Origin of the sequence: Arthrobacter oryzae, assembly GCF_030812315.1 — a bacterium.
In the GTDB taxonomy this organism is placed as follows: domain Bacteria; phylum Actinomycetota; class Actinomycetes; order Actinomycetales; family Micrococcaceae; genus Arthrobacter; species Arthrobacter oryzae_B.
Genome location: NZ_JAUSSM010000008.1, coordinates 22,664 through 39,711 on the forward strand (window position 1 = coordinate 22,664; position 17,048 = coordinate 39,711).

Annotated in this window: 16 protein-coding genes and 1 tRNA gene; 15 read left to right on the plus strand and 2 right to left on the minus strand. The window is 65.1% G+C overall.

Annotated features, from left to right (window positions below):
• Positions 1-58 precede the first annotated feature (58 nt).
• The 9 genes from J2S97_RS16045 to J2S97_RS16085 all read left to right on the plus strand — a co-directional run bounded on the left by J2S97_RS16045 (position 59) and on the right by J2S97_RS16085 (position 8,183).
• Positions 59-958 carry a ParA family protein gene (locus J2S97_RS16045; RefSeq protein WP_028271698.1) on the plus strand — a complete coding sequence of 300 codons (900 nt, stop codon included), beginning with the start codon at positions 59-61 and terminating at the stop codon, positions 956-958.
• 8 nt (positions 959-966) lie between these two features.
• Positions 967-1,824: a segregation and condensation protein A gene (locus J2S97_RS16050; protein WP_373460573.1), complete on the plus strand. Its 858-nt coding sequence runs from the start codon at positions 967-969 to the stop codon at positions 1,822-1,824.
• Positions 1,825-1,925: 101 nt separating this feature from the next.
• Positions 1,926-2,507, plus strand: coding sequence for an SMC-Scp complex subunit ScpB (scpB, locus tag J2S97_RS16055; protein ID WP_373460576.1), 582 nt, complete (start codon positions 1,926-1,928; stop codon positions 2,505-2,507).
• 109 nt (positions 2,508-2,616) lie between these two features.
• Entirely contained in the window at positions 2,617-3,822 is a 1,206-nt protein-coding gene (locus tag J2S97_RS16060; protein ID WP_307050953.1) for a pseudouridine synthase, read from the plus strand.
• A gap of 3 nt (positions 3,823-3,825) precedes the next feature.
• Positions 3,826-4,935 carry a prephenate dehydrogenase gene (locus J2S97_RS16065; RefSeq protein WP_307050954.1) on the plus strand — a complete coding sequence of 370 codons (1,110 nt, stop codon included), beginning with the start codon at positions 3,826-3,828 and terminating at the stop codon, positions 4,933-4,935.
• Positions 4,935-5,648 (plus strand): (d)CMP kinase, encoded by a 714-nt coding sequence (gene cmk / locus J2S97_RS16070; protein ID WP_307050955.1) that lies wholly within the window; start codon positions 4,935-4,937, stop codon positions 5,646-5,648. Before J2S97_RS16065 ends, cmk begins: the two co-directional genes overlap by 1 nt.
• A gap of 64 nt (positions 5,649-5,712) precedes the next feature.
• Positions 5,713-6,396 (plus strand): lysophospholipid acyltransferase family protein, encoded by a 684-nt coding sequence (locus J2S97_RS16075; RefSeq protein WP_307051154.1) that lies wholly within the window; start codon positions 5,713-5,715, stop codon positions 6,394-6,396.
• A 10-nt stretch (positions 6,397-6,406) separates the two neighbouring features.
• Positions 6,407-7,957: a ribosome biogenesis GTPase Der gene (gene der / locus J2S97_RS16080; RefSeq protein WP_307050956.1), complete on the plus strand. Its 1,551-nt coding sequence runs from the start codon at positions 6,407-6,409 to the stop codon at positions 7,955-7,957.
• Between the two features lie 149 nt (positions 7,958-8,106).
• Positions 8,107-8,183, plus strand: a tRNA-Pro gene (locus tag J2S97_RS16085).
• Positions 8,184-8,254: 71 nt separating this feature from the next.
• On the opposite strand, the gene J2S97_RS16090 is transcribed toward J2S97_RS16085, so the two are convergent.
• Positions 8,255-9,145 carry an Fpg/Nei family DNA glycosylase gene (locus J2S97_RS16090; RefSeq protein ID WP_307050957.1) on the minus strand — a complete coding sequence of 297 codons (891 nt, stop codon included), beginning with the start codon at positions 9,143-9,145 and terminating at the stop codon, positions 8,255-8,257.
• A gap of 147 nt (positions 9,146-9,292) precedes the next feature.
• Here J2S97_RS16090 and gcvH point away from each other — a divergent pair, with 147 nt between their 5' ends.
• The 5 genes from gcvH (at position 9,293) to J2S97_RS16115 (ending at position 12,369) form a co-directional block, all read left to right on the plus strand.
• A complete protein-coding gene (gene gcvH, locus J2S97_RS16095) occupies positions 9,293-9,679 on the plus strand; it encodes a glycine cleavage system protein GcvH (protein ID WP_307050958.1) in 387 nt (128 codons plus the stop codon).
• Positions 9,680-9,811: 132 nt separating this feature from the next.
• The gene (locus J2S97_RS16100; RefSeq protein ID WP_307050959.1) at positions 9,812-10,288 is read left to right on the plus strand and encodes an FHA domain-containing protein; all 477 of its coding nucleotides are present in this window, start codon (positions 9,812-9,814) and stop codon (positions 10,286-10,288) included.
• 23 nt (positions 10,289-10,311) lie between these two features.
• Positions 10,312-11,028: a transcriptional regulator FtsR gene (gene ftsR / locus J2S97_RS16105; RefSeq protein ID WP_307051155.1), complete on the plus strand. Its 717-nt coding sequence runs from the start codon at positions 10,312-10,314 to the stop codon at positions 11,026-11,028.
• Positions 11,028-11,531 carry a bifunctional nuclease family protein gene (locus J2S97_RS16110; protein ID WP_307050960.1) on the plus strand — a complete coding sequence of 168 codons (504 nt, stop codon included), beginning with the start codon at positions 11,028-11,030 and terminating at the stop codon, positions 11,529-11,531. Before ftsR ends, J2S97_RS16110 begins: the two co-directional genes overlap by 1 nt.
• 241 nt (positions 11,532-11,772) lie before the next feature.
• Positions 11,773-12,369: a MerR family transcriptional regulator gene (locus tag J2S97_RS16115; protein WP_307050961.1), complete on the plus strand. Its 597-nt coding sequence runs from the start codon at positions 11,773-11,775 to the stop codon at positions 12,367-12,369.
• Positions 12,370-12,479: 110 nt separating this feature from the next.
• On the opposite strand, the gene J2S97_RS16120 is transcribed toward J2S97_RS16115, so the two are convergent.
• Entirely contained in the window at positions 12,480-13,316 is an 837-nt protein-coding gene (locus J2S97_RS16120; RefSeq protein ID WP_307050962.1) for a ParA family protein, read from the minus strand.
• 309 nt (positions 13,317-13,625) lie between these two features.
• Here J2S97_RS16120 and J2S97_RS16125 point away from each other — a divergent pair, with 309 nt between their 5' ends.
• Positions 13,626-17,021: a pyruvate carboxylase gene (locus tag J2S97_RS16125; protein ID WP_307050963.1), complete on the plus strand. Its 3,396-nt coding sequence runs from the start codon at positions 13,626-13,628 to the stop codon at positions 17,019-17,021.
• Positions 17,022-17,048 lie beyond the last annotated feature (27 nt).

Sequence of the window (17,048 nt, forward strand, 5' to 3'; positions counted from 1 at the left end):
ATCGGCGCTGAACATTCAGCGGCAGGACATCAACGTCATCGAAAGTGTGGATAGATACGTGAGCAGCGAACAGGGTTCAGCAACTCTGGAAGGCACCGAACTCGACCTGGAAGACGCCGTCATGGGTCCCACCGGGCGCCCCTACCGCGAATTTCCCGAGCCTGCGCCGCTGTCGTCCCACGGCCCCGCCCGTGTGATCGCCATGGTGAACCAGAAGGGCGGAGTCGGTAAGACGACCTCCACCATCAACCTGGCCGCCGCGCTTGCCGAGTACGGCCGCCGTGTCCTGCTGGTGGATTTTGACCCCCAGGGGGCACTGTCAGCCGGCCTTGGGACGAATCCGCATGAACTGGACCTGACGGTCTACAACGTCCTGATGGACCGCAAAGTGGACATCCGGGATGCCATTCAGCACACCGGCGTCGAAAATGTCGACCTGCTGCCGGCCAACATCGACCTCTCCGCCGCCGAAGTGCAGCTGGTCAATGAGGTTGCCCGCGAACAGGTGCTCGACCGGGCCTTGAAGAAAGTCGAGGACGATTACGACGTCGTCCTGATCGACTGCCAGCCGTCGCTTGGCCTGCTGACGGTCAACGCCCTCACCGCCGCCCACGGCGTCATCATCCCGCTGATCTGCGAATTCTTCGCCCTGCGCGCCGTAGCCCTTCTGGTGGAAACCATCGACAAGGTCCAGGACCGGCTGAACCCCAGGCTGCAGGTGGACGGTGTGCTCGCCACGATGTATGACGCCCGTACGCTGCACAGCCGCGAGGTCATCAGCAGGCTGGTCGAGGCATTCGGGGACAAGGTCTTCGAGACCGTCATCAAGCGCTCCATCAAGTTTGCCGACGCCACAGTTGCCGCGGAACCGATCACCAGCTACGCCGCCAACCACATCGGCGCCGACGCCTACCGCCGCCTGGCCAAAGAGCTGATTTCGCGCGGCGGCGCGCCCTAGCCAAGGCAGTGGCACTGGCAGTCACCCCGCTCGCTCCCACCCGCCCCCCGGAAGAGGCAGCGAAGAAAGCCGGGTTCGAAGTCCGGCTCGCCAACTTCACCGGCCCGTTCGACCTGCTGCTTGGCCTGATCACCAAGCACCAGCTGGATATCACGGAAGTGGCCCTGGCCACTGTGACCGACGAATTCATCAAGTACATCAAGAACCTTCAGCAGCTGGGCGAGGAATGGGCGCTCGACGAGGCCAGCGAATTCCTGGTGATCGCAGCCACCCTCCTGGACCTCAAGGCTGCCCGGCTCCTGCCGGCAGGCGAGGTTGAGGACGATGAGGACATCGCGTTGCTCGAGGCGCGGGACCTCCTTTTCGCCCGTTTGCTCCAGTACAAGGCCTTCAAACAGGTGGCCGGGCTGATCAGTTCCACCCTGGAGCTCGAATCCCGCAGCTACCCGCGCCAAGTGGCCCTGGAAGGCCACTTCGCCGCACTGCTGCCGGAACTGGTGTGGCGGCACACGCCGCGGCAGTTTGCCGCCTTGGCGGAAGCGGCGCTGAAACCCAAGGAAGCAGCCCCGACCCGGGTTGGCCTGGCACACCTCCACGGCAGTGCGGTCAGCGTGAAAGAGCAGGCCGAAATCCTTGGATTGAAGCTCCGGCAGGGGAGGCCGCTGTCCTTCCGGGCCCTGATCGCCGACGCCGAGTCCACCCTGGTCGTTGTGGCCCGTTTCCTGGCCCTCCTGGAAATGTTCAGGGACAAGGTGGTCGCGTTCGACCAGCTCGCACCGCTGGGGGACCTCACGGTGCACTGGACGGCAGGGGCTGAGGACTGGAGCAGCGACAATCTCACCGAGGAATATGAGGAACAGCCGTGAGCGCTACGACGCCGGACCCAACCACCAGCGGGGAAGGGGACAGCGGGCTGAATGTAGCCGATCTCCCCGGCGGGGCGCGCGCCGCGATTGAGGCCGTGCTTATGGTGATTGATCAGCCCGCCACCGCCACGGAACTCGCCGCAGGGCTGAACCTGACGGTCGACGCCGTCGAGCAGCTGCTCGCGGAACTTCAGCGCGAGTATAACGGCTATACTGTTAATGCCCCGGACACGGACGTTGCCAGCACTGCTGTTATCAATGCAGGCCACAAATCCAGCCCCCGGGGTTTTGAATTGCGGAATATCGCCGGAGGCTGGCGCATCTATTCCCGCTCGGAGTTCGCCGACGTCGTCGGCGGGTTCGTGCTGGAGGGACAGACAGCCAGGCTGACGCAGGCGGCGTTGGAAACGCTCGCCGTCATCGCATACCGCCAGCCCGTATCAAGGGCCAGGGTGTCTGCAATTCGAGGAGTTAACGTTGACTCTGTCGTGCGGACGCTGATGCAGCGGGGACTGATCGAAGACGCGGGAACGGATCCCGAGTCCGGAGCCATCCTTTACCGCACGACGTCGTATTTCCTGGAACGCATGGGAATCGGCTCGGTGGCGGAGTTGCCGCAGCTTTCACCCCATCTTCCGGGGCTTGAAGGCATCGAAGAGTTCTACGACGCCGGAAGAATGTAGGCAGCATCCCTGCCTGCGCACGAGTATCCACCAGGGCGGAGTAAATCCGCCCGGCTGGCAAGTTTTGTCGGGAGACAACTTCGCCGGCCAACATAACGAAGGACGGGTCATGACACAGGCGGGACGCCAGGGTTCACCACGTAACAGTTCGGGACGCAACAGCGCCGGACAGAATAAGACCGGACGCAATCCGGCACAGGGCGGCGGCAGTCGCGCAGGCGGCGCCAGCGGCGCCGGCTACAAGGGCGGCGGCGACCGTCCCTTCAAACGCCCCAAGCCGCGCGAAGAGGCCTTCATCGATCCGGACCTGCAGGGTCCGGCCGGCGAGCCGGCAGACCGCCCGGCATCCGGTGACTGGAAGCAGGGCAAGCCTGCTGCCCGGAAGCCCGGCTCACGCAAGCCCGGCGCCGGAAAGGCGCCCGGCACCCCCGGCGCCCTCAAGCCCAAGCCGCGGTCTGCTGCAGCCAAGACATTCGGTACGCGCGCCTTCGGCGGCGAACGGTTCGGCCAGAACCTTGGAGCCGTCCGCAAGCCTTCGCGCAAGCGTGGACCCCGCGGCGATGTTCCGCAGTCGGAGTTGCACGATGCCGACGGCATCCGCCTGCAGAAGGTCATGGCGTCTGCCGGCGTCGCTTCACGGCGAGTCTGCGAAGAAATGATCTCCGAAGGCCGCGTTGAAGTGGACGGCAAGGTGGTCACCGAACTCGGCGTCCGCGTCGATCCGAAAACAGCCGTGATCCACGTTGACGGCCTGCGCATCCAGCTGGACGAAAACATGGTCTACATGGTGTTCAACAAGCCCAAGGGCGTTGTGTCCACCATGGAGGATCCGGACGGCCGTCCGTGCATCAGCGACTTCGTCCGCAACAGCCACGGCGAACGCCTCTTCCACGTGGGACGCCTCGACGTCGCCACCGAAGGACTGCTGCTGCTGACCAACGACGGCGAACTCGCCAACCGTTTGACACACCCGTCGTACGAGGTGCCCAAGACGTACCTGGTCCAGGTCCGCGGCCCGTTCCCGCAGGGAATCGGCGCGCAGCTGAAGTCAGGCGTTGAACTCGAAGACGGATTCGCTTCGGTGGACTCGTTCAAGCTGGTGGACTCCACCCCGGGCCATGTGCTGATCGAGGTTGTGCTGCACTCCGGCAAGAATCGCATCGTACGCCGCCTCTTCGACGCCGTCGGCTTCCCTGTGCTGCGGCTCGTGCGCGTCAAGGTGGGTCCCATCGGCCTGGGCGACCAGCGTCAGGGGAGCATCCGCAACCTCGGCAAGCAGGAAGTCGGCCACCTGCTGGCATCTGTAGGGCTGTAGCGCATGTCTGCCTTTCGTACCCACGGCCGCGGGCACCTGAACGGCCCGGTGGTGGTTATCGGAACGGGACTGCTGGGAACCAGCATCGGCCTCGGACTCCGGGGGCGCGGCGTGTCCGTGTTCCTGTCCGACCCGTCACCCACCAACCAGGCTGTCGCCGTCGACATCGGGGCGGGCCTTCCCTTGTCGCGCCTTGGCGCCGAGCAGCCTGAACTCGTTGTTGTGGCCGCGCCGCCGGACGTAACAGCGGACGTGGTGGAACAGTCGCTGGCCGACTTCCCCGAGGCAACGGTGGTGGACATCGCCAGCGTCAAGGCCGGCATCCTGGCCGACCTGCGCGGTCGCGGCGTGGACCTTGCGCGCTATGTGGGGACACATCCGATGGCCGGCCGGGAAAAGTCCGGACCTGTGGCGGCCCGAGGTGAGCTGTTCACGTCGATGCCGTGGGTGGTTTGCCCGTCGGAGGAAACTTCGCCCGGCGCCCTGCAGGCCGCGCGCGCCCTGGCGACTGACCTCGGTGCCATGGTCACCCAGTTCGGCGCCGAGGAACACGACCAGGCCGTGGCACTCGTGTCGCACCTTCCCCAGGTGATGTCTTCCCTCGTTGCCAGCAGGCTGCAGGGTACGCCCATGCATGCCCTGTCCCTTGCCGGCAACGGCTTGCGCGACGTCACCCGCATCGCAGCCAGCGATCCCACGTTGTGGGTCCAGATCCTTGGCGGCAATGCGGTACAGGTGGTCGAAATCCTGCACGGGGTCCGTGAGGACCTCAACCGTCTGATCGGGACTCTTGAAGATCCCACGGCACCCGGCGCCCGCCTTGATCTGGCACAGTTGATCAGTGAGGGCAATGCCGGGCAGTCCCGTATTCCGGGCAAGCACGGCGGGCCACCGCAGGCCTATTCCTGGCTGACCGTCCTCGTGGACGACCGGCCGGGGCAGATCGCCCGCCTCCTGACGGAGATCGGCGAGATCGGGGTCAACCTCGAAGACCTGCGGCTGGACCACTCGTCCGGGCAGAATGTAGGAATGGTGGAACTGTCGGTCTTGCCCAACAAGCATGATCTGCTGATCGAAGCACTCAACGACCGTGGATGGCGGGTACTGCAGTAATGACACAGGAACTCATCGATACCGTGCCCATGCTTCGCCAGGGCAGGCCGCTGGTTGTCGCCATCGACGGCCCCTCCGGGTCCGGAAAATCCAGCGTCAGCCGCGAAGTGGCACGCCGCCTGCGCCTCGCCTACCTGGACACCGGCGCCATGTATCGCGCCCTGACCTGGTACTGCCTGGACAACGGCATTGACCTGGACGACGCCGCCGCCATCGAGCAGGCTTCCGAGGACCTGCCGCTGGAAGTCAGCACCTCCCCGAACGAGGAATACGTACGTGTCGGCGGCACCGACGTCACCCAGGCCATCCGGGAACCGGCCATCTCCTCGGCCGTCAGTGCCATCGCCACCACCCTTGGTGCGCGGAAGGAACTGGTGCGCCGGCAGCGTGAGCTGATCGAGATCCACCACCGCCGCATCGTGGTGGAAGGACGCGACATCACCACCGTCGTCGCTCCCGGTGCGGAGGTCCGGATGCTGCTGACCGCCAGCGAGGAGGCCCGGCTTCGCCGCAGGGGCGTCCAGCTGGGCGGCACGCAGAGCGCGGAACAGCTGGCGGCCCAGGTCACCCAGCGCGACGCCAAGGACTCGACCGTAGTGAACTTCACCACGGCGGCGGATGGCGTTGTCACCCTGGATTCTTCAGATCTCGACTTCGACGGCACAGTTGACGCGGCCCTGGGCATAGTCAACAAGGTCGTTAACCGTGGCTGACGCCGCAGGGCGCCCGTCGCGCCCGTTCGCCACGGGCGCTTCCGTCCTTCCAGGCGCCTGGACCATGGCCTGGAGCCGCCCGGTCGGCTGGTTCCTGGACCACGTTATCTACCGGACAACAATCCACGGACGGGAAAACGTTCCCACCGGAGGTCCCGTGATCTTCGCAGGGAACCACATCAGTTTCCTGGACGGGCCGGTCATGTTCGGCGCATCACCGCGCCCCATGCACATCCTGGTCAAAAAGGAGATGTTCAAGGGGTTCCTGGGGCTGGTGCTCAAGGGCTCGGGTCAACTTCCGGTAGACCGGTCCGGCGACCGCGCCGCGCTGCATTTAAGTAAGAACACGCTCGACGCCGGGCGGTGCGTCGGTATCCTCCCGGAAGGAACCCGGGGGAGCGGCGAGGCGTCCACCATCAACAACGGGGTGGCCTGGCTCGCCCTGAACTCCGGGGCGACCGTAGTTCCCGTTGCGATCCTGGGCACCAGGATCACCGGTGAGCACCTCGACGCCGTTCCCCGGCCGGGCCGGAGGCTGCACGTCAGTTTCGGCGAGGCCGTGGCAGTAGGCCGCAGGCCCGGCGAGACAGGCCGTGCTTCAATGGACAGGGCGGGAAACGAGATCCGCGCTGCTCTGGCACGGCATGTCCAGCAAACAATTCAATTCAGCGGGCAGGCTTTGCCCGGCGCGGATTCCCCGCAAGAACGTCATGAAGAAGTAGCCGGGACGCCGGCAGATCACCACTAAGGAAAGTGCAATGAGCGATACGACTCAAACCTCCGGCAAATTTGGCGCCGGCGAAGACGAATACACGCCCACCGGCACGGACCAGGTGGCAGAGCATCTTGCTGCCCTGGACGATGACGAGGCGGAGCTTCGTGCTGCCTCCCTCCGGGCAGGCCTGGACGACTACGAACTGGACGAGGAAGACGCCGCCCTCCTGAGCGGCGACTATGACGACCAGGACTTCGACGGCCCGGTCAAACTGGATCCCGTCCTGGCCATCATCGGCCGGCCAAACGTGGGCAAGTCCACCCTGGTGAACCGTATCCTCGGACGCCGTGAAGCCGTGGTGGAAGACACGCCCGGCGTCACGCGTGACCGTGTTATGTACTCGGCCACCTGGAACGGCCGGAACTTCACTGTCGTCGACACCGGCGGCTGGGAGCACGATGCCCGCGGCATCCACGCCCGCGTAGCCGAGCAGGCCGAGATGGCCGTGGAGCTTGCCGACGCCGTGCTGTTCGTCGTTGACTCCGCCGTCGGCGCTACCGCCACGGACGAAGCCGTCGTGAAGATGCTCCGCAAGAGCAAGAAGCCGGTCATCATGGTGGCCAACAAAGTGGACGACTTCGCCCAGGAAGCTGATTCGGCCACCCTGTGGGGCCTCGGCTTCGGCGAGCCGTACCCGGTGTCGGCACTGCACGGCCGGGGCGTCGCCGACCTCCTGGACCACGTGATGGACACTCTGCCCGAGTTCTCCACGATCGAAGGCCTGGAACGCTCCGGCGGTCCTCGCCGCATCGCCCTGATCGGGCGTCCCAACGTCGGCAAGTCGTCGCTGCTGAACAAACTGGCCGGTTCCGAGCGCGTCGTGGTGGACAACACCGCAGGCACCACGCGCGACCCGGTCGATGAGTTCATCGAGTTGGGCGGACGCACCTGGCGCTTCGTTGATACCGCAGGCATCCGCCGGCGCCAGCACATGGCACAGGGCGCAGACTTCTACGCCTCACTGCGGACCCAGAGCGCCCTCGAAAAGGCGGAGGTCGCCGTCGTGCTCCTCGCCGTGGACGAAGTGCTCAGCGAGCAGGACGTCCGCATCCTGCAGCTGGCCATCGAATCCGGCCGCGCATTGGTTCTCGCATTCAACAAGTGGGACCTGCTGGACGATGAACGCCGCACTTACCTCGAGCGTGAAATCGAGCAGGACCTGGCCCACGTGGCCTGGGCGCCGAGGGTCAACATTTCGGCGCTGACCGGCTGGCACAAGGACCGTTTGGTTCCTGCCCTGGATACTGCACTGGAAAGCTGGGACAAGCGCATCCCCACCGGCCGCCTGAACGCGTTCCTCGGCGAACTCGTAGCAGCCCACCCGCACCCGGTCCGCGGCGGCAAGCAGCCCCGCATCCTGTTCGGCACCCAGGCCTCCAGCCGCCCGCCGAAGTTCGTGCTGTTCACCACCGGATTCCTGGACCCGGGTTACCGCCGCTTCATCACCCGTCGGCTCCGCGAAACCTTCGGTTTCGAGGGCACGCCCATCGAGGTCAACATGCGTGTCCGCGAAAAGCGGGGCAAGAACCGTTAAATCCGACACACCTTGCCCGTGACACCCGCAAAGTGTCACGAGCACCCTCCGGAATCGTGTAAGCTTTTGGAGGTGGTTCGGCCGGACTGCTGAGGTGAAAATCCCGGGGTAACCCAGGAACAAACCGAGGCGGAGAACGGCGGAACTAACGGGCTGTAGCGCAGCTTGGTAGCGCACTTGACTGGGGGTCAAGGGGTCGCAGGTTCAAATCCTGTCAGCCCGACCAAAGAAACCGCCCCATCACCGGGAAGTATCCCGGCGGTGGGGCGGTTTTTCTTTGTGCCGCTTTTTGCGCCCCTACTTCAGGAAACGCGAGGTCCGCCGGTCGGCGAGGATCTTGCCGCCCGTCTGGCATGTAGGGCAGTATTGCAGGGCCCTGTCGGCGAAGGACACTTCCCTGACCGTGTCCCCACAGACCGGGCAGGGCTGCCCATTCCGGCCGTGGACCCGCATCGTGCTCCGCTTCGCGTCCTTCAGTTCGTTCGGCGCCTTTCCCACGGCGTCTGCCACGGCGGCACCGAGGACACTGTGGATGGAGTCGTAGAGGACGCGGACGGTGTCGGGGTCCAGTGACTTTGCGATGGCGAAGGGGGAGATCCGGGCCGCGTGGAGGATTTCGTCGCTGTAGGCGTTGCCGATCCCGGCCATTACCCCCTGATTGCGTAACAGTCCCTTAATTTGCTGGGAGCTGTCGGAAAGAATTCCGGCGAACGCATCGAACCCGAAGGAATCGCCCAACGGATCGGGACCCAGGCTGGCGATCCCCGGGACTTCCGCGGGATCCCTGACCACGTACAGCGCAAGACTCTTTTTTGTGCCGGCCTCGGTCAGGTCGATCCCGAGATGGGTCTCGCCGCTGTCGGTTTCCGGGCTGTTCCTGGCGAACTCCAGCCGCGCGGCGATGTACCCCTTGCCGCGGGGCAGCACGGCATTCGAGGGCGACTCTATATACCGCAGCCAGCCGGCCTTGGCCAGATGGAACGCCAGGTAGATTCCACCGGTGTCCAGGATGATGAATTTCCCCTGGCGCTGGACTTCGGTGATGGTCCGGCCCTCCAGGGCCGTGTACGGGGGATCCGCCGTCTTGAGGACAGCAAACGAGACGATCTGGATTTTCGTCAGCACGGCTCCGCGAAGCTGGGTGCCCAGGAAAGCGCTCAGCCCGGCCACTTCGGGAAGTTCTGGCATGTCACCACTGTGCCACAAGGGTCCGACAGGGTGCTCCCTGCCGCGGCAGTTGATATGCATATACTTTCAGCGGCGGCTTGTTCTGCAGACCTCCGTTGACATTGCTGATTGACCGATAGTCCTGGTTGACCCGATGAAAGGCCCCTGATGAGCAACATTCCCGAAGACCTGTCCTACACTGCCGAACACGAGTGGGTTACCGCACCGAACTCCGATGGCGTGGTGCGCGTCGGCATCACCGATTTCGCCCAGGATGCCCTGGGTGACGTCGTCTACGCCCAGATGCCCGAAGTGGGCACGAAGGTGACCGCGAACGACGTCGTGGGCGAGGTGGAGTCCACCAAGAGCGTGAGTGATATCTATGCTCCCGTATCCGGCGAAGTGGTTGCCCGGAACGAAGCGCTGGACACCGATTCGGCTCTCATCAACAGCGATCCCTACGGTGAGGGCTGGCTGATTGAAGTCAAGCTTGCAGAGGCTGACGCAGTGGAGTCCCTGCTCAGTGCATCGGAGTACGAACAACAGGTAGGCTAAAGACAACCGGCATGGAGGTCCGGCTGTTAAGCCATTAACAGCCGGACGACACGCCGTAACCGGATCTGCCAGGCTTTTCCGGAGGCACGCGTTGTTTGCAGGGGGACATCTGCAACGGAAGAGGAGGAATCCATGGTTGGTCACGAGAATAACCACAGCAGTGGTGATTACGGCACGAGCGGAGTGAAGGCTTCGGAGACCACCTCGATCCACCTCACGCCAATCCGTGACGAGCCGATCATCGAGCCCAGGCTGTCGCGGGAGGAGCGGGTTGCCGTCGAGGCGCTTCCGTTCGGTTCGGCACTCCTGGTTGCCCACAGCGGACCCAACGCGGGCGCACGCTTCCTGCTGGACTCGGACGTCACCACGGCCGGCCGCCACCCTGACGCGGACATCTTCCTTGACGACGTCACTGTGTCCCGCCGCCACGTCGAATTCCGCCGCACGGCCCGCAGCTTCGAGGTCGTTGACACCGGCAGCCTCAACGGAACCTACGTCAATCACGACCGCGTGGACAGCGTGGAACTCAGGTCCGGGAATGAAGTCCAGATCGGCAAGTTCCGGCTTACTTTCTACCTCAGCCCTGCCCGCGCAGCAGGCAACGTCTGATTCCGGGGTAGTTGCCTGTGGCACTGGCACAACCGGAACGGCGCGGACCCCAGGTCCTGAACATCGGGGAAGTACTCGCGCAGCTGAGCGACGACTTTCCGGGAATGACCGCGTCCAAAATCAGGTTCCTGGAGGAAAAGGGACTGATCAACCCGCAACGCACCCCCGCCGGCTACCGGCAGTACGCGGACACGGACGTTGAGCGGCTTCGTTTCGTCCTCGCCCTTCAGCGGGACCAGTATCTTCCGCTGAAGGTCATCAAGGACTATCTCGACGCCATCGACCGCGGCGAACGGCCGGAGAATCTGCCGCCTGGTGTCACGGTGTCACCCCGGATCGTTTCCGACGAGCTCGCCACCGAGCTGCAGAACAAAGTGCGCAGGCTGAGCGAGGAGCAACTACGGGCCGAATCCGGCGCCAGTGTGCCGCTGCTGCAGTCCCTGCTCGACTTCGGCCTGATCGGCCATGTCAACGGGAAGTTCGACGAGCACGCCCTGCAGGTGGCCCGCGCGTGTGTTCAGCTGGAAAGCCACGGCCTCGAACCGCGGCACTTGCGGCCGTTCCAGGCCGCCGCGGAACGGGAGTTCGGGCTGGTGGAGCGGGCTGTAGCGCCGCTGACCTCCCGCAAAGATGCTGCATCCCATGCCCGGGCAGCCGAGGCAGCCCGGGAAATCAGCGATCTGTGCCTGACGCTGCACCGCGCCCTGGTGCAAGACCGTATTTCGCGAATGGACATCTGATGATTGAAGTGGAGATCGTGGGTGTGAGGATCGAGCTGCCCTCGAACCAGCCGCTGGTACTGCTGCGGGAGATCCACGGGGAACGGCATGTGCCCATCTGGATCGGCACCCCCGAAGCCAGCGCCATTGCGCTTGCCCAGCAGGGTGTGGTGCCGCCGCGGCCCATGACGCACGACCTCCTGATCGACGTCGTCGAGTCCTTGGGCCATTCGATCGTCAGCGTGAACATCGTTGCGGTTGAAGACAACATCTTTTACGGCCAGCTGCAGTTTGACGACGGCACCACCGTGAGTTCCAGGGCCTCGGACGCCCTGGCGCTGGCACTGCGGGCCAAATGCCGCATCTGGTGTGCGGATTCGGTCATGGATGAAGCCGGTGTACGGATCACCGAGCACGACGAAGGCGAGGATACCGAGCCTGGTCCCACGGTGGACGAGGAGCGCGAACTGCGGCGCTTCCGGGAGTTCCTGGATGACGTTGAGCCGGAAGATTTCGACGGCTGAGATCACGTTAAGGTTAAAGTTGAGGCTGAAAGTTTCGACACGCCCCCCGGAAGGGGCCAACGTCTTTGACCTTGGGGCGCGGCAGGCCTAACGTCGAAGGTATCAAGTTCCCATTGCATACAACAGCCGCGCAAGTCACACTGGAATGTGCAGCCACGGCTGAATTACACGGATGATTTTCAGATCTGTGATCGCTGTTGCTGCAACTTCCTTAGGGGAGCAAACGACGAGGAGGGTCCACGTGAGTCCGAAAGGCGAAGCAGGCGAGCTAAAGCAGGCTTCAACGGCAGGCGTAGCCCTGCCCGCGAGTGGTGCCCAGGGCCTCCTCTTCACGGAAGACCTGCCCGTCCTGGACGAGGACGCAGGTTACCGCGGACCGACCGCCTGCAAGGCCGCAGGCATCACCTACCGCCAGCTCGACTACTGGGCCCGCACCGGTCTGGTAGAGCCTGCCGTGCGCGGTGCAGCCGGCTCCGGCTCGCAGCGCCTCTACGGCTTCCGCGACATCCTGGTGCTGAAAGTGGTCAAGCGGCTCCTGGACACCGGAGTCTCGCTGCAGCAGATCCGTTCTGCCGTGGAGCATCTGCGCGAACGCGGCGTTGAAGACCTCGCCCAAATCACCCTCATGAGCGACGGCGCAAGCGTTTACGAATGCACGTCCGCGGATGAGGTCATAGATCTGGTCCAGGGCGGCCAGGGCGTCTTTGGAATCGCTGTCGGCCGCGTGTGGCGTGAAGTGGAAGGCAGCCTCGCGGCGCTTCCCAGCGAGCACGCCGTCGAACAGTCCTTTCCGGACGATGAACTCAGCAAGCGCAGGGCAGCCCGCAAGATCGGCTGACCAGCAACCGCCTGGCCAGGTGTCAGGTTGACCCGAACTCAACAGAAAAGGCCGCCTTCCATCAGGAAGGCGGCCTTTTCTGCTGGTGTAGACCGGAGGGGAGTGGCCCGCTACCGCAGGCTGCGTGCCCGGACTGCCCCGGCGGAATCCACGCCGTTGGAGGCCATGAGGTTGTCGAGCAGCGTGTTGAACAGGCTGGCGGCATGCTTGGCCGAATCGCCCGGCCAGTGGTGCACCGAATGGGCCGCACCCTGGATTTGTTGCCAGTTCGCCTGCTCCGGGATGTGCGGCGCCAGCAGCAGTTCACCGAACATCGACTGCATCTCGGCCAGGCGGAAAGCGTGCTCGGACGAACCGGTGCGGACACGGTTCGCGATAATCCCGGCGGGTGAGAGGTTCGGGGCAAACTCCTGGCGGAACAGCTGGATGGCGCGCATGGTGCGCTCCGTGCCGGCTACCGAAAACAGTCCCGGCTCGGCAACGAGGGCCACCTTGTCGCTTGCCGACCACGCCATCCTGGTCAGCCCGTTCAGCGAGGGCGGGCAGTCGACAAGGATTAGCTGGTACTTGTCCGTGCCGGCCAGGACAGCCGACAGCCTGCGCAGGTCCCGGCGGCCGAGGTCCGGACGGTCATAGATGCCGGTGTACGCGGAACCGACGGCCACGTCCAGGACGGCGGGCCGGGCTCCGTTGTAGTTTTCGCGGGCCACCCAGCCGCTCGTGACGACGTTCTCCGCCAGGCGGGCACGGCGCGGGGACTTGAGCATCCTGCCGATATCCAGTTGCTCATCGGGCTGGACGCCCAGCGCCGTGCTGGCGTCCGCATGGGGATCAAGGTCCACCACGAGAGTGGGGATGCCGGCGGCCAGGGCCGCAGATGCCAATCCGGTGGTGACGGAAGTTTTGCCGACCCCGCCTTTGAGGCTGCTGATGCTGACTACTTGCACTTGAAAAACCAATACCTAACGCCGGTTGCCGTGTTGGGGTAGTGCCGGCTCCGGCTTGCCCGGAGCGGAGGGCGGGCTTGCGCCACCCCCAACTCATCATATGTTGCCGCGGTGGTGAATCCCGTTTCATTGGGCGTGTGTGCGGCGCATCCGGCAGGGTCCCGAAGGCCACGGCCAGCCCGGCCTGCCTATTCCGGGCTGCATGACGGATAATTCTGTGATGGTCGACACAATGATTTGTGTTTCCCCGCGCCCGTCTTACACACTGTGACCACTTACCGATCACACCCGCAATGATGCAGGAGAAGTATGTTTTCCAAGATTCTGGTGGCTAACCGCGGCGAAATCGCGATCCGAGCCTTCCGCGCCGGCTACGAGCTGGGCGCCAAGACTGTCGCCGTGTTCCCCAACGAGGACCGTAACTCCATCCACCGCCAGAAGGCTGATGAAGCGTACCTGATCGGCGAAGAGGGCCACCCGGTCCGCGCCTATCTCGACGTCGACGAAGTGGTGCGGGTGGCCAAGGAATCAGGCGCCGACGCCATCTACCCCGGTTACGGCTTCCTCTCCGAGAACCCGCGCCTGGCCCGGGCCGCAAAAGAAGCCGGCATTACCTTCGTCGGGCCGCCGGCCGAGGTCCTGGAACTGGCCGGAAACAAGGTCGCCGCGCTTGAGGCGGCACGCGCCGCCGGCGTGCCAGTCCTCAAGTCCAGCCAGCCCTCCAAGGACCTGGATGAGCTGATCGCCGCCGCGGACGAAATCGGCTTCCCCATCTTCGCCAAGGCCGTCGCTGGCGGCGGTGGCCGTGGAATGCGCCGTGTGGACACCCGGGAAGGCCTGCCCGAAGCGCTCCAGGCCGCCATGCGCGAGGCCGACGCCGCGTTCGGTGACCCCACCATGTTCCTGGAGCAGGCAGTGCTGCGCCCCCGCCACATCGAGGTCCAGATCCTGGCCGATGCCGAGGGCAACGTTATGCACCTCTTCGAGCGCGACTGCTCCATTCAGCGTCGCCACCAGAAGGTTATCGAGATCGCTCCCGCCCCCAACCTGGACGAAGGCATCCGGCAGGCGCTCTACCGCGATGCCGTGAAGTTCGCCAAGGCGCTCAACTACGTCAACGCCGGGACCGTGGAATTCCTCGTGGACACCGTCGGGGAACGCGCCGGCCAGCATGTGTTCATCGAGATGAACCCGCGCATCCAGGTGGAGCACACCGTCACCGAGGAAGTCACGGACGTGGACCTGGTCCAGGCTCAGCTGCGCATCGCCTCGGGCGAGACCCTCGCGGACCTCGGTCTGTCCCAGGAGACCGTCCAGCTCAAGGGTGCAGCACTGCAGTGCCGCATCACCACCGAGGACCCGGCCAACGGCTTCCGGCCCGATGTCGGAAAGATCACCGGTTACCGCTCTGCCGGCGGCGCCGGTGTGAGGCTCGACGGCGGCACCGTGTACTCGGGTGCCGAGATCAGCCCGCACTTCGACTCGATGCTGGTCAAGCTGACCTGCCGCGGGCGAAACTACCCCGCAGCCGTGGCGCGTGCCCGGCGCGCCCTGGCGGAATTCCGCATCCGCGGTGTGTCCACCAACATTTCCTTCCTCCAGGCCGTCCTGGACGACAAGGACTTCGTCGCGGGCGATGTGGCGACGAACTTCATCGACCAGCGCCCCGAGCTGCTTAAGGCCCGCGTCTCCGCCGACCGCGGCACTAAGCTGCTGACCTGGCTGGCAGAGGTCACCGTCAACAAGCCCAACGGCGAACTCACGGTTCACTCGGACCCCGCCGCGAAGCTGCCCGCCGTCGGGGACACCCCCGCTCCCAAGGGGTCGCGCCAGCGGCTGCTCGAGCTGGGTCCTGAGGGCTTTGCGAAGGCCCTCCGCGACCAGAATGCCGTGGCGGTCACCGACACCACGTTCCGCGACGCACACCAGTCGCTGCTGGCCACCCGGGTCCGTACCCGCGACCTCGTGGCGGCCGGCCCTGCCGTCTCCGCTTTGCTGCCCGAGCTGCTCTCCGTGGAGGCCTGGGGCGGAGCCACGTACGACGTCGCCCTCCGGTTCCTCGGCGAGGATCCCTGGGACAGGCTCGCAGCGCTCCGGAAGGCCCTGCCGAACATCTGCCTGCAGATGCTGCTCCGCGGCCGGAACACCGTGGGATACACGCCGTACCCGGAGGAAGTCACCGAGGCCTTCGTGAACGAGGCCGCAGCCACCGGAATCGACATCTTCCGGATCTTCGATGCCCTCAATGACGTCAACCAGATGGCTCCGGCCATCCGGGCCGTCCGGGCTACCGGTACCGCCGTCGCTGAAGTCGCCCTCTGCTACACCGGCGACATGCTCGATCCCGACGAGAACCTCTACACGCTGGACTACTACCTGGAGCTGGCGCAGAAGATCGTCGACGCCGGCGCGCACATCCTGGCTATCAAGGACATGGCGGGCCTGCTGCGCCCTGCGGCCGCTGCGAAGCTTGTCGCGGCCTTGCGGGAGCGCTTTGACCTCCCGGTCCACTTGCACACCCACGACACGGCAGGCGGCCAGCTGGCGACGCTCCTGGCGGCCGTGGATGCGGGAGTGGACGCAGTGGACGTGGCCTCGGCTTCCCTTGCCGGCACCACCAGCCAGCCTTCGGCATCAGCCCTGGTTGCCGCCCTGGCCCACACTCCGCGCGATACCGGCCTGGGCCTGGCCGAGGTCAGCTCGCTGGAACCGTACTGGGAGGCCGTGCGGCGCGTATATGCACCGTTCGAGTCGGGCCTGCCGGGTCCCACCGGCCGTGTCTACCAGCACGAGATCCCCGGCGGCCAGCTCTCCAACCTGCGGCAGCAGGCCATGGCCCTTGGCCTCGGCGAACGCTTCGAGGCCATCGAGGACATGTACACGGCAGCCGACCGCATCCTTGGCCGGCTCGTGAAGGTCACGCCGTCCTCCAAGGTGGTGGGTGACCTCGCCCTGCACCTGGTGGGCCTCAACGCCGATCCGGCGGACTTCAACGAGAACCCGCAGAGCTACGACATCCCGGACTCCGTCATCGGATTCCTGTCCGGCGAGCTCGGCGACCCTCCCGGTGGCTGGCCCGAGCCGTTCCGCACCAAGGCCCTCCAGGGCCGCAGCATCAAGGTGCGCGACGCCGAGCTGACCGCCGAGGACAGCGCCGCCTTGAAGGGTGATTCCAAGACCCGTCAGCAGACCCTCAACCGGCTGCTCTTCGAGGGGCCCACCAAGGATTACCTCAAGAGCGTGGAGACCTACGGCAACCTCTCTGTCCTGGACACCCGCGACTACCTTTTCGGGCTCCAGCGCGGAGCTGAGCACGAGATCGAACTTGAGAAGGGCGTGCGCCTGATCGCCTCCCTCGAAGCCGTTTCGGAGCCGGACGAGAAGGGCATGCGCACCGTGATGTGCACGCTCAACGGGCAGTCCCGGCCGGTTGTGGTCCGCGACCGCTCGGTTGTCAGCAACGTCAAGGCCGCTGAAAAGGCAGACTCAACCCAGCCGGGCCAGGTCGCCGCACCGTTCGCCGGGGCCGTGACGCTGACGGTCAAGGTGGGCGACGCCGTCAACGCCGGTGACACGGTCGCCACCATCGAGGCCATGAAGATGGAGGCCTCAATCACGACGCCGGTGGCCGGCACGGTCTCCCGGCTGGCTGTGTCCGCTGTGGAACAGGTCCAGGGCGGAGACCTGCTGCTCGTGGTCGAGTAAGCCAGTAAACCAGTAGACAAAAGGAGG

What these genes read in the sequence shown, in the direction of transcription:
- scpB (WP_373460576.1), top strand. Translation starts at nt 1,926, where the DNA reads ATGGTGATTGATCAGCCCGCCACCGCCACGGAACTCGCCGCAGGGCTG.
- J2S97_RS16060 (WP_307050953.1), top strand. Translation starts at nt 2,617, where the DNA reads ATGACACAGGCGGGACGCCAGGGTTCACCACGTAACAGTTCGGGACGC.
- J2S97_RS16065 (WP_307050954.1), top strand. Translation starts at nt 3,826, where the DNA reads ATGTCTGCCTTTCGTACCCACGGCCGCGGGCACCTGAACGGCCCGGTG.
- cmk (WP_307050955.1), top strand. Translation starts at nt 4,935, where the DNA reads ATGACACAGGAACTCATCGATACCGTGCCCATGCTTCGCCAGGGCAGG.
- J2S97_RS16075 (WP_307051154.1), top strand. Translation starts at nt 5,713, where the DNA reads ATGGCCTGGAGCCGCCCGGTCGGCTGGTTCCTGGACCACGTTATCTAC.
- der (WP_307050956.1), top strand. Translation starts at nt 6,407, where the DNA reads ATGAGCGATACGACTCAAACCTCCGGCAAATTTGGCGCCGGCGAAGAC.
- J2S97_RS16090 (WP_307050957.1), bottom strand. Translation starts at nt 9,145, where the DNA reads ATGCCAGAACTTCCCGAAGTGGCCGGGCTGAGCGCTTTCCTGGGCACC.
- gcvH (WP_307050958.1), top strand. Translation starts at nt 9,293, where the DNA reads ATGAGCAACATTCCCGAAGACCTGTCCTACACTGCCGAACACGAGTGG.
- J2S97_RS16100 (WP_307050959.1), top strand. Translation starts at nt 9,812, where the DNA reads ATGGTTGGTCACGAGAATAACCACAGCAGTGGTGATTACGGCACGAGC.
- J2S97_RS16110 (WP_307050960.1), top strand. Translation starts at nt 11,028, where the DNA reads ATGATTGAAGTGGAGATCGTGGGTGTGAGGATCGAGCTGCCCTCGAAC.
- J2S97_RS16125 (WP_307050963.1), top strand. Translation starts at nt 13,626, where the DNA reads ATGTTTTCCAAGATTCTGGTGGCTAACCGCGGCGAAATCGCGATCCGA.